Raw genomic sequence first — 15,321 nt, forward strand, 5'->3', positions numbered from 1 at the left:
CTAGCTGTATCAGCGTTTTTTATTCAGCCAAATTGGGACTTTTCCTGCACCTGACATTTTTTCAGTTAACCAGATTTTTTATAAGGAAGCGCTGTCTTTTTTTTAGATAACGTGCTACTCTTAAAAGAAGAAAACTGTCCTTTAGATCGATGATTTAATGGGCGCAAAACAGGAAAGCAGATGATAAAAGTGAAAATCGTAAACGTTGAAGACGCGGTTGGCTCCCGGCTGTGCCAGGATCTGACCCAAATCATTCCCGGCGAAAAAAAAGGCCCCCGTTTTCGCAAAGGACACCTGGTAACCAAAGAAGATATTCCGGTCTTGCTGTCCATGGGAAAAGTCCATCTTTATGTCGAAGAAGCACAGCCGGGGATGCTTCATGAAGAAGAGGCTGCCCGCCTGTTGTATGCCTTGTGTGCAAACGATTATCTGGCACCCAGCGAGATTAAAGAAGGGAAGATTGAAGCCGTTGCCCAAAAGGAGGGCTTATTAACCGTCGATCGTAAACGACTGTTTCAAGTCAACCGCTTCGGTGCGATGATGATTGCCACGAAAGCTGATTTTTCTCGATTACACGCAGGTGAGACAGCTGCCGGCATGCGGGTGATTCCCCTGTACATTGAAGAAGCGCAGATGACTGCTCTGACAGCTGCAGTTGGCAGTCAACCTCCGCTATTGACGTTGCATCCTTTCACCCCGAAAAAAGTCGCCATCGTCACTACCGGTAGTGAAGTCTTTTCCGGTCGAATTAAAGACGGATTTGAACCTGTTTTACGGCAGAAATTGGCTGACTTCCCCACTGAAATCATCTTCCATAAGCTTGTCGATGACCAAAAAGCAGCGATTGTGGCAGCCATCAAAGACGCCGAAGCTGCCGGTGCCGATATCATCTTGTGCACTGGCGGAATGAGCGTAGATGCCGATGATTTGACACCAGGTGCCATCAAAGACGCAGCAGCACAGCTGGTCTCTTATGGAACACCGGTTTTACCGGGAGCGATGTTTGCACTGGCTTACGGCAAAACCGGTGCGGCGATTATGGGGTTGCCTGGCGCCGTGATTTTTGCACCGCAGACTGTTTTTGATTTGATTTTACCTCGGATCATGGCAGATATCACAGTGACCAAAGAAGACATCGCCGAGCTTGGCTGCGGCGGCTTATTGTAACGGGAGGTTCGGATATGTCACCACTGCTTTTATCCATGAAAACGGCGGCTGTCGCCGGGATTCTTACCTTTTTTCTGGGTCTTTTGGCAGCCAAAGGAGTCAATTCCATCAAACGCCCCGGTGTCCGCATGATTTTTGACGGTCTGTTGACATTGCCCCTGGTCTTGCCGCCAACTGTTGCCGGCTTCTTTTTGCTGTACATTTTCGGAGTCAATCGTCCCGTTGGCCGCTTTTTTCTGGACTTTTTTTCATGGAAGATTGCTTTTTCTTGGGGAGCTACTGTCTTAGCGGCTACCGTGGTTTCATTTCCTTTGATGTACCGCTCTGCTCGTGGCGCGTTGGAGCAAGTAGACAGAGATTATCTCGATGCCGGACGAACTTTGGGACTATCCGAGTGGTACATCTTCTTTCGCGTTCAATTGCCTTTAGCGGCTCCGGGAATCTTGTCAGGAGGTATTTTGGCCTTTGCCCGCGGACTGGGAGAGTTCGGTGCCACTGCCATGATTGCCGGGAATATCGCCGGTAAGACCCGAACCTTGCCATTGTCCATCTACTCAGCGGTTGCTGCCGGACGGATGGAGGATGCCTATCGGGAAGTAGCGATTATCGTTGTCTTCTCATTTGTTGTGGTGGTTCTTATGAACTACTTTACTAAACGCTCTGGAAAGGGGGTGCGAGGATGACGATTGAGATTGCCATCAAGAAAAAACTCAAAGAATACACGCTGGATTTTTCTTTCACTTCTGTTTCTCAGCAGACAGCGCTTTTAGGGGCATCCGGATCCGGAAAAAGCATGATTTTAAAATGCATTGCTGGTATTGAAACACCTGACGAAGGTTACATTCGGGTCAATGGCCGTACCCTTTTTGATAAGCAGAAAAAAATCAATCTGCCACCCCAAAAACGGCGGGTGGGTTATCTATTCCAAAACTATGCGTTATTTCCCAACTTCACCGTACGCCAAAATATTGCTTGCGTGTTGCAGAAAAAAGACCGGCAGCGAGTCGAGGCACTGCTGCACAAATTTGAATTGACGGAGATTGCAGAACAATATGGTGAGCAGTTGTCTGGCGGGCAACAGCAGCGGGTGGCACTGGCGCGCTTACTGGCTTCTGATCCCGAAATTCTATTACTAGATGAGCCTTTTTCAGCACTGGATACCTTTTTGAAAGAAAAAGTCGAACTGGAGATGAAGTCTTTCCTGCAGGATTACCCAGGTGAAGCAATCCTCGTGACCCACAACCGCAACGAAGCATATCGTCTGTGTGAGGACTTGGTAATCTTAAATCGCGGGCGCAGCATCGAACATGGCAAGCTCAAACAGATTTTTGATCATCCCCGCTATTTAGCTACTTCTAAGCTTACCGGCTGCAAAAATTTTTCCCGCGTGGAACGATTAGACGACCACCATTTACTGGCTCTGGATTGGGATTTTTCCTTGACTGTTCCCCAACCCGTGACATCGGCTATTCGCTATGTCGGTATTCGTGCCCATTTTTTTGAAGAAGCTTTTGATTTAAATGCTGAAAACTGCTTTAAAGCTAAGATTTTGGATCAAACCGAGACTCCTTTTGAATGGCGAATCCTCTGCCAGCCAAATGATGGTGAAGTACCCCTGTGGTGGAAATTACCAAAGGAGAAAAAGCGCACTGCTTTTTCAGGTGTTCTCCATGTGCCAACAGCCGCTGTTCAACTGTTGCAAAGTGATCCACAAGACAATTTTTCCAGGAGGCAAGAATCATGACTAATCCTTATCGCGTCGCCGTCTTGACCGCCAGTGACCGCAGTGCAGCTGGCAGTCGGCCTGATCTCAGCGGGCCCGCTATCGTTGAAATCTTAGCCGCTGCGCCAGAGTTTTCCGTCACTTATCAAAATATTTTGCCCGATGATCAAGCCGTTTTAGCAGCAGAAATGGCCAGTTTAGCTGATCGATTTGCTGTTGATCTCATCCTCACTACTGGCGGTACCGGCCTGGCCCCTCGTGATCAAATGCCCGAAGCAACCTTGAGTATCGCTCAGCGCCTCGTGCCGGGAATTGCCGAAGCATTGCGTTACAACAGTCTGCAGATTACTAAACGAGGGATGCTCAGCCGTGGTGTCAGTGTGATTCGCAACCAAACGCTGATTATCAATCTGCCCGGGAGCCCCAAAGCAGTTCGTGAATCCCTTGAATACCTGTTGGATCAGCTCCCCCATGCTCTGGGCCTTCTCAGAGGGGCAGATATGGAGACAGATCATCACCATTAACTTTTTTTCCAAATGCAGTCATTTCACCAACTAAAAACAGGCACCGCAAAATCATCCGTCTCACGATTTTTGCGGTGTTTTTGTGTTTCCTCGTCGTAAGCAGGCAGACTTATCGCTGTCTTACCGACAAAATCGCTGCCCTCCCTTCGAAAATCGTTGTATTTGTTTAAATTTTCTGTTATTTTTATACCTGTATTCTACGATCTCAGGAGAAAACACTATGGAAAAGAAATTACAATTCAAAGACTACTTATTTATCGGTTCGATGCTCTTCGGCTTATTTTTCGGTGCCGGAAATCTAATTTTCCCAGTTCATATGGGTCAAGAAGCTGGCAGCAATATTTTCATGGCCAACCTCGGCTTTCTCGTCACAGGAATTGGCCTGCCGTTTCTCGGCGTCGTCGCAATCGGTGTTTCCCGCAGCAATGGTTTGTATGACCTGGCGACTCGGGTGAACAAATCCTATGCTTTTATTTTTACCATTCTGCTTTATCTGGTGATTGGTCCTTTTTTTGCCTTGCCACGGCTGGCGACCACGTCCTTTGAAATCGGCTTAGCACCCTTTTTACCCCAAGAAGATCATCCCCTGTGGCTAGCACTGTTCAGCTTCGCCTTCTTTTTATGTGCATGGGGCTTATCTCGTAAACCGACAAAGCTATTGGCTTATGTCGGGAAATTTCTGAATCCGGTCTTTTTGATATTGCTGGGGATCTTGCTGGCTTTTGCCTTTTTCAAACCGCTGGGTACCGTTTCTCAAGCCGCTATCCAACCGGCCTATCAGCAAGATACCTTTATCACCGGCTTCACGCAGGGGTACAATACGCTGGATGCGCTGGCTTCATTGGCTTTTGGAATTATCATTGTCACTACCATCAAAAATATGGGAGTCACTAAGCCCAGCGCCATCGCCATGGATACCATAAAATCCGGTTCTGTCAGCATTGTTTTGATGGGAATCATCTACACCTTGCTCTCTTATATGGGGGCAATGAGTCTCGGCAAATTTCCCATCAGCGAAAACGGTGGGGTTGCACTGGCTCAAATCGCTCGCTATTATTTGGGGACTGGCGGCAGCATTTTATTAGCTTTGATCGTGATTATCGCCTGTCTGAAGACTGCCATCGGATTGATCAGCGCCTTTGCGGAAACCTTCGTGGAGCTGTTTCCCGAGCGCAGCTACCAGCTCTTTGTTGCGATTGCCAGCATCCTGCCTTGCCTATTTGCCAATGTAGGATTGACGCGAATCATCGAATTTTCCACCCCGGTTCTGATGTTCATCTATCCGTTGGCAATCACCCTGATTCTCTTAGCCTTGCTGAGTCCGTTGTTTAAACATCGGGCGGGGGTCTATCGTATGACCACCTACTTTACGTTGATTGCCGCTGTCTGTGATGGTCTCAATGCTGCGCCTGCTGCCTTGCGGAATACAACAGCAGTTGATACCATTATTGAAACCGCCGCTCGCTTCTTGCCTTTATTTGATATTGGCATGGGTTGGGTTCTGCCGGCTGGTATCGGTTTTGTGGTGGGAATCATCTGGACGTTTGTAGTGAAACCTTCCCGTGATTAATCCCTTTTACGGCGACTGCTCACCGTCGCCGTGGCCTTGTTTACCGATTTCGCTAAAATGGTCAAAAAATAAAAAAATTTAATTGTCATTTTTTTCGAAAAACCGACCTAAAATATGACGACAGCCGTTCTTTATGCGTTAAATCAGCATATTGAGGGCTGTCTCTTTTTGTCAAAATTCTGTTTTCAACTGACAATTTATAGAAAAATGATTACAATGTGGCCAGAGAGTAATCGAATGGAGGGTATTTTTTTATGTTATACGAAGAATTATTGATGGATTCATCCACGTTGCTGAAGTTCAAACTGTTTAAAAAAATCATGTTTCTGGGAAGTGCTGCTTACCCCATCGCCCAAATTGCTACTGACATGGATCTGAATTACCAACAGACCGTCATCGATTTGACAGAAATCGATAAAGAAATGGCTGCTATGAACCCTGACCATCAGTCAATTTTAGTGGGGGCCGGTAAAATTGATTCTCAAAATCTTTCCTGCACCATCGACGAATATCGCTACCAGCTGTTGCAGTCTTCCGTTCCATTTCAATTCATCCTCTACTTTTTGAATGAAGAGAAACCGACAATCGATGACTTCTGTGTCAAATTCTTCTCCAGCCGCTCGACTGTCTCCCGTAAGATTGACAAACTAAAACGGTACCTGAAACAATTTGGCCTGCGCTTTACTTATACAGAAGCCGGCCTGGTAGGAGATGAACGGGTCGCCCGCTTGGCACTGTTCAATATTGTATGGCTGGGAGTTCGCGGAATCGAATGGCCTTTTGCCATGGATGAAAAAATTGCAGACGACTTAGTTGAAGGTTTTTCTGCTTATTTCCCACTGTCTCGCACCTATGTGGGTCGTCACGAACTAAAATTCTTCGCTGCCATTTTTTACATGCGCATCAAAAAAGACAACTTCGTAAAATACGACAAAGCCTATGATTTTTTAATGAGAGACAATGACTACTACGACTTTGCTGATCGGCCGAATTCTGTTTATCTGCTGGCTAAGGAATACTTGGCCTTTGCCAAACAAGAATTCTTTTCTGAAAATCCTGAAATTCTGGATCATCCGATGATTTTGGGAAATCTGATCAATATCAGTTTTGGCTATTATGTACTGCACCATCCATATCCAACAATTCAGCAGATGGTAACCAGTCCTGGAGAGAGCGTCCGTAATTTGAAACAGATTGAAGAAAAAAGCGAGGCCTGGTTTACTAACGCTGGCCAACGCAGCGAATTCAGCGGCTTTGTCAATGCTACCACCATTCAGCTGCTGGCCCGTTCATTTACTCAGGTCTTAATCCCTTATTTTGATTGGGCCAAAGATGCGGATAAAGTCAAAGTGGGTGTCGCTTTAGAACATAACTACTTATTGGTCAAAAATCTCTACCGCTATTTGTCAGATTTGCGCTTTGTACAAGCCGAACCTTTTGACAGCAACAAGAGCACCGAGTACGATTTAACTATCAGCTCTTCGCTGTTACTGAAGAAGCGTTTTCCCAATCAAGAAGTATTTTTGTGGGATCACGCCGGAGACGAAGCCCAAATGGTGGCACTATACAAACGTCTCAGAAAGCTTTTTACCGAGAAAAATCGCTAAAGAGAAGGGGGACAAAGGATGCGTTGGAAAGGTGAACGTCAAAGTTCAAATGTAGAGGACCGCCGGGGAGCATCTGCCGGTAGCGGTGGCTCCGGTGGCCCCTCAAGGTTTCCTGGTGGTGCAGTTGGTGGCGGCGGGCTCGGGTTAATTTTGCTAGTCATTTTGTCCCTGGTCTTTTCCGGCGGTGATTTAGGTTCTCTCCTGAATGGTACAGAAGATGGCAGGCTTACTGAGCAAACTCCCTCCACTGAACGGGTGACTGGAACGGATGAGCAAAAGGAATTTGCTGCTGTTGTTTTTGCCCACCTGGAGGATTACTGGAATCAGACCTTTGATGATTATGACAAATCCTATCAAGACCCAACTTTAGTCCTGTACAGTGGCAGTGTCAGCTCAGCTTGTGGAACCGCCAATTCTGCTGTTGGTCCCTTCTATTGTCCCGGTGATCAAAAAGTCTATCTCGATTTAAGTTTTCAAGAGGAGTTGGCGCAAAATTTCGGCGCCACCGGTGATTTTGCGATGGCCTATGTAATCGCCCACGAAGTTGGTCATCATGTGCAATATGAGTTGGGGATTTCCGACCAGATGGCGCGCATTCGCCAGCGTGTTTCAGAAAAAGAATACAATCAATACAGCGTTCGCCTCGAGTTGCAAGCTGACTATTTGGCAGGCTGTTTTGCAAAGTATTTGGCAAACGAAACCTACAACGGCAAGCCTATCTTGGAAGCTGGTGATATTGAGGAAGCCATTTACGCCGCCAATCAAATCGGTGATGATACATTGCAAAAACAAGCCCAAGGGTATGTTGTTCCCGACAGTTTCACCCATGGCACTTCATCTCAGCGGGTGGCTTGGTTCCAACGAGGCTACCAATACGGTGATTTGGAACATGGCGATACCTTTTCCGAAGCTTCTCTTGACTTGAACTAAGTGTTACTTAAAAGGCCGACTAATCAGCAAAAATCCCAGATTCCTGCTGATTAGTCGGCTTTAAAAATAATTAAAAACTTAAGTAATGTTTTTCACAAATTATTCACATTTGTAGTCTATTATACAGGTATACCAACAAACAACCCTAACTAACACTTTTTCATTTTTAACTCCTTAGCCCGCCAGCCTCCAACTGGTGGGTGTTTTTTTGTACTGGTTTCTCATATCGGCTATTTCAGCTTCTCTTCATACTCGCGTAAACAACTGCCTCACCAGCTCTTTATACTTTCGTAGGAATTCTTTACACTTTCACATGATTTGAATCATATTTCCTTCACATTTTCCGGTTATATTATATACATACCAACAAACAACCCTAACACTTTTTCATTTTTCTCCTCCGCCCGTCGACCGACCATCGACGGGCCTCTTTTTGCTTTCCAGCATTGTTTGGCTTATCTATATTGTTCTTTTACACCTGCAGGCGCTACAAATGAACAATAAGATTTCCTTAGTGATTTCCTCGACTTTTTTGAACATTTCCATCATAGTTTCTTCAAATCTTCTCGGTAATATATAGACATACCAACAAACAACCCTAACACTTTTTCATTTTTCTCCTCCGCCCGTCGACTGACCATCGACGGGCTTTCTCTTTTTTTAAAGCTTGAGCTCCTCATTACCACCTGAACAGTCCAAACTAATATACCAAGAAAACAGTGAAGGACGCTCAGTTCACTTGATAAAAAATTTTCACGCACAAAAGACAAGTAACTTCGGTTCGTTAACGGCAACGTGCCAGAGGTTACTTGTCTTTTCATTGTTGAACACATTTGAAAGTATTCGCTTTTGATGGTGATAACAGAACGATTGTCGGCACTTACACAAGGTTTCGTAGACTAACCGCGGGTGACACTGATCTTCACACCGTTTTTAGCCAAAATGCTGATCTTCCTCACCCGTTCCAAAGGGACCATCTGGATCGGTGCTGATTCTGCCGGTAGTTTAACCGGAATCAGCGGACCATTGATTTCCTTTGAAGAGATCCAACCAGTGATGGTCTCATAATGGGCGGGATCATAAGCCTTTTCCACCAAGAGAACAACGATACTTTTTTCTTCGGCGGCAACCTGTAGTTTTTCGATCATTTCTTCTGAGATGCGATCTTGTTGTGTCTTTTGATCCGGTTCATTCAAAAGGCCGTGCCATAACGCATTGGAAGTGTTGAGAAAAAATTCCCCTAAAGGAGCCAGTCGATTCTTTTTCTCCTTCACCTGCCCACGCTCCTCTTCAATATCGGCCATTTGCCACCGTCCTTTTTCGTTAGTTTATCCGATTTTTAGCCATTCAACAACTTATTTTTTAGATATTTTGATAATTATCTGTTTGAAAAGCTGCAACTACTTCGCTGCCTTTTGAAAACGTTTGACCCAAAACGGCAGTCCTGCCTCAATCAAGCGGTGAGTCTCTTCAAAATCACCGGTATACCAGGGATCGGGAATCGGTTGTGTCTGCATTTTTGGGACGACACTCATATAAGTTGCGATTACTGCCTTTGCATCTGTGGGAGCCAGTGCCTTTAAATCCTCCAGATTGTCATGATCCATAGCGATAATAAAATCAAAATTATAAAAATCAGTACTAGTAATTTGTCGCCCACGCATCTGACTGAAATCAACACCGGCTTCTCGCAAAACCTTTTGTGTGCCAAGGTGAGGCGGGTTGCCAACTTCCCAACGACTGGTGGCAGCTGAGTCAACCAACAGCTCCAGACCATGTCGGTCAGCGTATTGCCGCATCAGCCCTTCAGCCATTGGAGAACGGCAGATGTTGCCTAAACAGACGAACAATACCTTGACTGTCATGGACTCATTCCTCCATTTCCTGCTGATACAATCGTGACCCGAAGAATTCAATATCTTTAGCCAACCGGAACAATTGGGTGGCGATTTCAAGTGGCGTTTCTTGGTACCCGCCACGAATCCAGCCCAGTAATACTCCGCTGCAGCCGTGTGTAAAAAAGCGGCTGTAAAATTCTTTGTCGCTGTCAGATAACAGCTCCTCTTGATCCACGTCTTCAAAGAGCTTGCGAAAAAGACGGATTAGTATCTTGTCAAATTCTTCTGTCAAGGTGTCCCGTTGCGCTTCAACTGTTTCCTGATAAAAACTGCCCTTATTTTTCATCGCTTCAAGCATTTTACGGGCCTGCTCTTCCCAGTTTTCCAGGCTGAGTTCATCTGCCGTCAAATAGCAGAGAGAATCGACTTGATAAAACCATCGCAGCAACTCACTTTTGTCGGAAAAATGATAGTAAAAGGTCTGTCGATTGATGCCTGCTTGATGGGCGATTTCCTGAACAGAGATCTTGTTGACAGGCTTGGTTTGCGCCAATGTCAAAAATGCATTGGCAATCTCAGATTTTGTTCGACCTGCTTCTGCCATGGGTTTCACCTCGAATTTGATTGATTTGTTTTGTCAGCTTTGACTGTAAGGATAGCCAAAATGATCATATGCCAGTTGCGTGGCAATCCGTCCGCGGGGCGTTCGTTTTAAAAAGCCCTTTTGGATCAAGTAGGGTTCGTACATATCCTCTACAGTTTCGGTTTCTTCACTAATATTTACCGATAGCGTGGACAAGCCCACCGGTCCGCCACCATATAGCTCGATCATCGTGCGAATCAGCTTTTGGTCCACATAATCCAGTCCCGCCTGATCCACTTGCAGCATTTTTAGCGCTTGGTCGGCAATCTGCCCATCAATCACGCCATCAGAACGAACTTGAGCAAAATCCCGCACCCGCTTTAATAGACGATTGGCAATCCGCGGGGTACCACGAGAGCGCCGCGCAATTTCCAGCGCCCCGTCTTCTACGATTTCAGTTTTGAAAATATCAGCAGAACGCAAAACAATCTCCTGTAAATCCTTGTCACCGTAATACTCCAGGTGGCTCACGATGCCAAAACGATCCCTTAAAGGAGCGGATAGCATCCCCGCCCGTGTCGTTGCCCCCACCAGTGTAAAAGGCGGCAGCGGAAAATGAACCGGATGGGCAGTAGGGCCGGTCCCCACCATGATGTCCACATAAAAATCCTCCATCGCCGAATACAACATTTCTTCTGCTACTCGCGGCAAGCGATGAATCTCGTCGATAAACAGCACATCTCCCGGTTGCAGCTCATTGAGGATTGCCACCAAATCACCAGGTTTTTCGATTGCCGGACCACTTGTCGTGCGGATATCCACCTGCATTTCGTTGGCAATCACCATTGCCATCGTCGTTTTCCCTAAACCTGGTGGCCCATATAAAAGTACATGGTCTAAGGCTTCTTCTCGGTTTTTGGCAGCTTCAATGTAAATGGTCAGTTCATTTTTTGCCTTGTCTTGGCCGATATACTGGGCCAAGTATTGGGGCCGCAACGATTTTTCAAGATTAAGTTCATTGTCGTCAGCGTTTTCCGGCGACAGGATCCGCTCTTCTGTCATAAGGGTCCCCTTTCAATAGATAACAGTTTATACAACGTCTCTCGTTATTTCATCATCAGCTTCAATGCTTCCCGCAAATACTCGTCAGTGGTGGCTTTCGGCTGGCTTTGCAATTCTTTTTCCACTCGTTTAACTTCTTTGGCAGAATAACCCAACGCTTCCAATGCCGCCAATGCTTCAGCCATTGGGGTATCGGCGGGTTCCGTTCCCCGAGGCAGCATCACACCTGCCACCATCATCTCTTCACCGGCGAACTCACCCAATTTTCCTTGTAGGTCCAAAATCATCTGCTGGGCCGTCTTCTTACCGACTCCTGGAAACTTCACCAAGTAATTGACATTGCCAGACTCGATGGCATGAACCATGCCGGTGTGGTCTTCATTTGCCATAATTGCCAGACCACTTTTAGGACCAATCCCTGATACGCTGATTAAGCGTAAAAAGAGTAATTTCTCTTCTGGGCGGCGAAACCCGTAGAGAAGATGGGCATCATCTCGAATCACTTGCTGAACGTAAATCTTGACCTCTTCTTCCAGCTTACTGCTGAGGCGATAGGGATTACCCATAGCAATTTGATAGCCAATTCCGTTATTTTCTAAAACAATATATGCCGGTGTGATTTCCACTAGCCGACCGATAATATACTCAAACATAGACGTTCCTTCCTGTACATACGTTCCCCATATTGTACCACAAATTCTGATTGGCTACCAAATCGTCGTTGGTTTCCGATTCCGATGATACCTGTCAAGCTTACCTAGTTATCCGCCGTTACCTAGCCACACTTCATTCTGTTTCTCCTTCACTAAAAAAACAGCGTCCACCATTGGACACTGCTTTTTTGAGCGGCTAAATTTTTCCTACTCTACCAAGTTGCGGTACTCGTCATAGCCAGCAGCTTTCATCTCAGCCAGTGGCACAAAACGCAAAGCGGCAGAATTGATACAATAGCGCAATCCCCCTTGATCAGCCGGTCCGTCTGAAAAGACATGTCCCAAATGAGAATCAGCTGCCTTGCTGCGAACTTCTACCCGATGCATGCCATGGGAGAAATCAGCTTTTTCTTGGATGTCTTTGCGGGAAATTGGTTTAGTGAAGGCCGGCCAACCACAGCCTGCATCATATTTATCCGCTGAGGCAAACAATGGCTCCCCACTAACAACATCCACATAAATCCCTTTTTCGTAAAAATCATCGTATTTACCGGTAAAAGGAGCCTCTGTGGCATTTTCCTGGGTCACGGCAAATTCTTCCGGTGTCAAACGTTGCCGCAATTCTTCTTTATCCTTCATGTACTCACGACCTTTCTGAGTTCATTATACGAGGTCTATCCTCCAGTAGCACATTCTCTGCTTGGCACTAAAATACCCAACATCTCAACAGAAAAATAAGCACAGCATCCTCACAGCGGCTTTCCTATTGGCAACTGTTTCAAACAGTGAAAAAAGTTGAAAAAGACTGTTTATGAAAGCACCTGAAGTCCTTTCATAAACAGTCCTATCGTTTTACCTTATCAAAATAGAACGAATTTCACCAGTGGGCAAAAGCCAACAATCTGCAGCACTGCGCTTAGTTAAACTGTTTTAGCATCTGGTTGACGACACCTACCGGAAAGCCGACAATACTGTAATAATCGCCGTCGACTTTTTTGACGAAGAGTCCCGCTCGGCCTTGAATACCGTAAGCACCGGCTTTATCTGTGTATTCCCCGCTATCCAAGTAATCATTGATTTCTGCTTCAGTCAGCTCAAAAAACAGCACTTTTGCCGGAACAAGGGCCTGAGCGATTCGATGTCCCCTTCTGATTACGACAGCTGTATAGACATGATGCATGCCGCCGCTCATTCCCGCCAGCATGCGATAAGCATCCTCTCGATCCGAGGGTTTTCCCAAAATCTGGCCATGGTTTACTACAATCGTGTCACAAGCAATCACCAAATCATCGGGATGAGCCTCTGCCACTTTTTTTGCCTTGGCTTTCGCCATACTCATGACATACTCTTCCGGTTGATCGCCTTCGTGAACAGTCTCATCTACGTCTGCTGGTTCCACTTTGAAATCAGCAATCAGATGTGCCAATAATTCTTTGCGCCGTGGCGATTGGGAAGCTAAAATGATTGCCATCGTTGATTCTCCTTTTTTTGAGCTGAATCCGCCCGCTTTATTTCTTGTCTCTTTGTCAGCTTACTTCATCAAATACTGTCTTTGGTACGGTGAGGATCTTGAATTCGCTTGAACATTTTTTCCATATCGCTGTTGGTAAATTGAATCAATACGGGGCGGCCATGGGGACAGTTGAAAGGATTTTCGCATTTGGCAAGATCCTCTAACAGCACCCGTGCCTGCAGCTCATTTAAATAATGATTGGCCTTGATGGACCGCTTGCAGCTCATCATAATGGCGGTGGCTTCCCGGAACTTTTTCACACTGACCGAGCCGGTAGTCAGCAACATATCAATCATTTCTCGAATGATGCTTTCTTCTTCCCCAGCAGGATACCAAGTAGGATGCGCTCGAACAATGAAGCTGTTGGCACCAAATTCTTCCAGATGAATACCCACTTCCTGCAATAGCTCCAGCTTTTCCTTCAGCTTTAAGGCGTCGCTGTTTGGATAATCCAACACAATCGGTACTAATAACTCCTGTAAATCCTCTGATACTTCCCCGATTTTCTCACGGAAATATTCGTATTTGATTCGCTCCTGTGCGGCGTGCTGATCAATGATGTACAACCCTTCTTGACTCTGTGCAAAAAGATAGGTCCCGTGCATCTGCCCAAAATACTCCAACTGTGGAAAACGTTCTTTATGGGGCTTTTCTTCTTCTTGAAGAGCCCGTTCCAACATCTTTTCGCCATCTTTTTTCCCAAAATCAAACTCTGGATGGGCTTTTTCTTCCGCTTCACAATAATTTTCCTTTTCAGCAGCGGTTTCCTGTGGATAACTATCAAAAGCTGGCAATGATGGTTCTTTCACATGCGAATTATCCACAAAATCCTTTGTTTCTACGGGAATGACATCGAAATCATCCGCCGCCTTCTCGTTGGTTTGTGAAGAGAAATTTGGGTTATCCCCAGTCTTTTCCACACTGTTGTCCACAGATCCATCCACAGGTTGTGGAGAAGTCTCCCGCACATAGAAACTGCCGGTTCGGGCATCAAAAGCCAAACCCGTTTTAGCCCCGATGCCGCCGTCAGCATTTGGTAGATACATGGCCAATTGTTCCGGCCGTTCTTCAGGCGCTTGACGGGGCAGTTTCTTTTTGAACCCCAGATTGTCGGCAGCATTTGGAATCAGGTTTTCTTCCCGCAGCGCATCCTCAATCGCTTTGGACAACAGTCCCGTCAGTTCCTTTTCTTTTGAAAGGCGAACTTCTTGTTTTGTCGGGTGAACATTGACATCTACTAACAAAGGATCCATGCTGATCTCGATGACGGCAATCGGAAAGCGGCCAATCATTAGCTTAGAGCCGTAGCCATTGACAATTGCTTTGTTCAGGGCATAGTTTTTGATGTAACGGCCGTTGATGATGGTGGAAAGGTAGTTGCGGCTGGCCCGGGTAACTTCTGGCAGTGAGACAAAGCCGCTGATTTTGAAATCCAGATCCTCTGCCTGGATGGGTAACATTTTCTTGGCGGTTGCCAAGCCAAAGATACCGGCAATCGTCTGCCGTAAATCACCATTGCCGGCCGTAGCGAGCATCTTATTGCCTTCGTGGACAAGACGAAAAGCGATTTTCGGATGGCTCAGTGCCAAGCGATTAACGATGTCCCCGATATTGGCCAACTCCGTTTGTAATGTCTTGACGTATTTCAGCCGAGCCGGGGTATTGAAGAACAAGTTTTCTACTGTAATCTTCGTGCCCTGACGCAGAGGAGCTGGCTCATGGGCTTCAACTTTTCCACCTTTAAGCCGCAGCAGCGTTCCTTGAGTAGTCCCAGCGACTGCCGTCTCCAACGTGACTTGAGAAACTGAGGCGATACTTGGCAGTGCTTCCCCACGAAACCCCAAAGTCCGAATGCGAAACAGGTCGTCTCTGTTATGGATTTTACTGGTTGCATGACGCTTGAAGGCATTTTCCACGTCATCATCTGCAATTCCTTCACCATTATCGGTAATTTGGATTTTTCGCAGACCGGCTTCTTCAATGAAAATATCGATTTGATCCGCCCCTGCATCAATAGCATTTTCTATCAGCTCTTTGACTACCGAGGCAGGTCGTTCCACCACTTCACCAGCCGCAATTTGGTTGGCTAAGCGTTCCGATAGTTCTTGGATCTTTCCCATATGGATGCCTTCCTTTTCAAAAATAATCAGG

15 protein-coding genes are annotated in these 15,321 nt (G+C 46.2%); 7 read left to right on the plus strand and 8 right to left on the minus strand.

Going from position 1 to position 15,321, the window contains the following annotated elements:
* Positions 1-180: 180 nt before the first annotated feature.
* From ACOMA8_RS02125 to ypfJ, 7 genes are all read left to right on the plus strand, one after another.
* Positions 181-1,167, plus strand: coding sequence for a molybdopterin-binding protein (locus ACOMA8_RS02125; RefSeq protein ID WP_237580397.1), 987 nt, complete (start codon positions 181-183; stop codon positions 1,165-1,167).
* Positions 1,168-1,181: 14 nt separating this feature from the next.
* On the plus strand, positions 1,182-1,850 hold the full coding sequence (gene modB / locus ACOMA8_RS02130; RefSeq protein ID WP_421368094.1) for a molybdate ABC transporter permease subunit: 669 nt from the start codon (positions 1,182-1,184) through the stop codon (positions 1,848-1,850).
* Positions 1,847-2,911: a sulfate/molybdate ABC transporter ATP-binding protein gene (locus ACOMA8_RS02135; protein ID WP_421368097.1), complete on the plus strand. Its 1,065-nt coding sequence runs from the start codon at positions 1,847-1,849 to the stop codon at positions 2,909-2,911. Before modB ends, ACOMA8_RS02135 begins: the two co-directional genes overlap by 4 nt.
* Positions 2,908-3,414, plus strand: coding sequence for a MogA/MoaB family molybdenum cofactor biosynthesis protein (locus tag ACOMA8_RS02140; RefSeq protein WP_421368100.1), 507 nt, complete (start codon positions 2,908-2,910; stop codon positions 3,412-3,414). The genes ACOMA8_RS02135 and ACOMA8_RS02140 overlap by 4 nt, the downstream gene beginning before the upstream one ends.
* A gap of 220 nt (positions 3,415-3,634) precedes the next feature.
* Positions 3,635-4,984 (plus strand): branched-chain amino acid transport system II carrier protein, encoded by a 1,350-nt coding sequence (brnQ, locus tag ACOMA8_RS02145; RefSeq protein WP_421368103.1) that lies wholly within the window; start codon positions 3,635-3,637, stop codon positions 4,982-4,984.
* A 254-nt stretch (positions 4,985-5,238) separates the two neighbouring features.
* Positions 5,239-6,591: a helix-turn-helix domain-containing protein gene (locus ACOMA8_RS02150; protein WP_421368106.1), complete on the plus strand. Its 1,353-nt coding sequence runs from the start codon at positions 5,239-5,241 to the stop codon at positions 6,589-6,591.
* A gap of 18 nt (positions 6,592-6,609) precedes the next feature.
* On the plus strand, positions 6,610-7,521 hold the full coding sequence (gene ypfJ / locus ACOMA8_RS02155) for a KPN_02809 family neutral zinc metallopeptidase (protein ID WP_161898600.1): 912 nt from the start codon (positions 6,610-6,612) through the stop codon (positions 7,519-7,521).
* A gap of 899 nt (positions 7,522-8,420) precedes the next feature.
* Here ypfJ and ACOMA8_RS02160 read toward each other — a convergent pair.
* From ACOMA8_RS02160 to mutL, 8 genes are all read right to left on the minus strand, one after another.
* Positions 8,421-8,825, minus strand: coding sequence for a hypothetical protein (locus ACOMA8_RS02160; protein WP_161898601.1), 405 nt, complete (start codon positions 8,823-8,825; stop codon positions 8,421-8,423).
* 96 nt (positions 8,826-8,921) lie between these two features.
* Positions 8,922-9,386: a low molecular weight protein-tyrosine-phosphatase gene (locus ACOMA8_RS02165; protein WP_421368111.1), complete on the minus strand. Its 465-nt coding sequence runs from the start codon at positions 9,384-9,386 to the stop codon at positions 8,922-8,924.
* Between the two features lie 4 nt (positions 9,387-9,390).
* On the minus strand, positions 9,391-9,963 hold the full coding sequence (locus tag ACOMA8_RS02170) for a TetR/AcrR family transcriptional regulator C-terminal domain-containing protein (protein WP_161898603.1): 573 nt from the start codon (positions 9,961-9,963) through the stop codon (positions 9,391-9,393).
* Between the two features lie 33 nt (positions 9,964-9,996).
* Positions 9,997-11,004, minus strand: coding sequence for a Holliday junction branch migration DNA helicase RuvB (gene ruvB, locus ACOMA8_RS02175; protein ID WP_161898604.1), 1,008 nt, complete (start codon positions 11,002-11,004; stop codon positions 9,997-9,999).
* Between the two features lie 44 nt (positions 11,005-11,048).
* A complete protein-coding gene (gene ruvA / locus ACOMA8_RS02180) occupies positions 11,049-11,657 on the minus strand; it encodes a Holliday junction branch migration protein RuvA (protein ID WP_421368114.1) in 609 nt (202 codons plus the stop codon).
* A 207-nt stretch (positions 11,658-11,864) separates the two neighbouring features.
* Positions 11,865-12,296 (minus strand): peptide-methionine (R)-S-oxide reductase MsrB, encoded by a 432-nt coding sequence (gene msrB, locus ACOMA8_RS02185; protein ID WP_421368117.1) that lies wholly within the window; start codon positions 12,294-12,296, stop codon positions 11,865-11,867.
* Between the two features lie 277 nt (positions 12,297-12,573).
* Complete coding sequence (locus ACOMA8_RS02190; protein ID WP_161898607.1) at positions 12,574-13,128, minus strand: Maf family protein; 555 nt, start codon at positions 13,126-13,128, stop codon at positions 12,574-12,576.
* A 68-nt stretch (positions 13,129-13,196) separates the two neighbouring features.
* Complete coding sequence (gene mutL, locus ACOMA8_RS02195) at positions 13,197-15,290, minus strand: DNA mismatch repair endonuclease MutL (RefSeq protein WP_421368120.1); 2,094 nt, start codon at positions 15,288-15,290, stop codon at positions 13,197-13,199.
* Positions 15,291-15,321: the final 31 nt, after the last annotated feature.

The organism is Enterococcus infantis (assembly GCF_049166715.1).
GTDB lineage: Bacteria > Bacillota > Bacilli > Lactobacillales > Enterococcaceae > Enterococcus_C > Enterococcus_C leclercqii.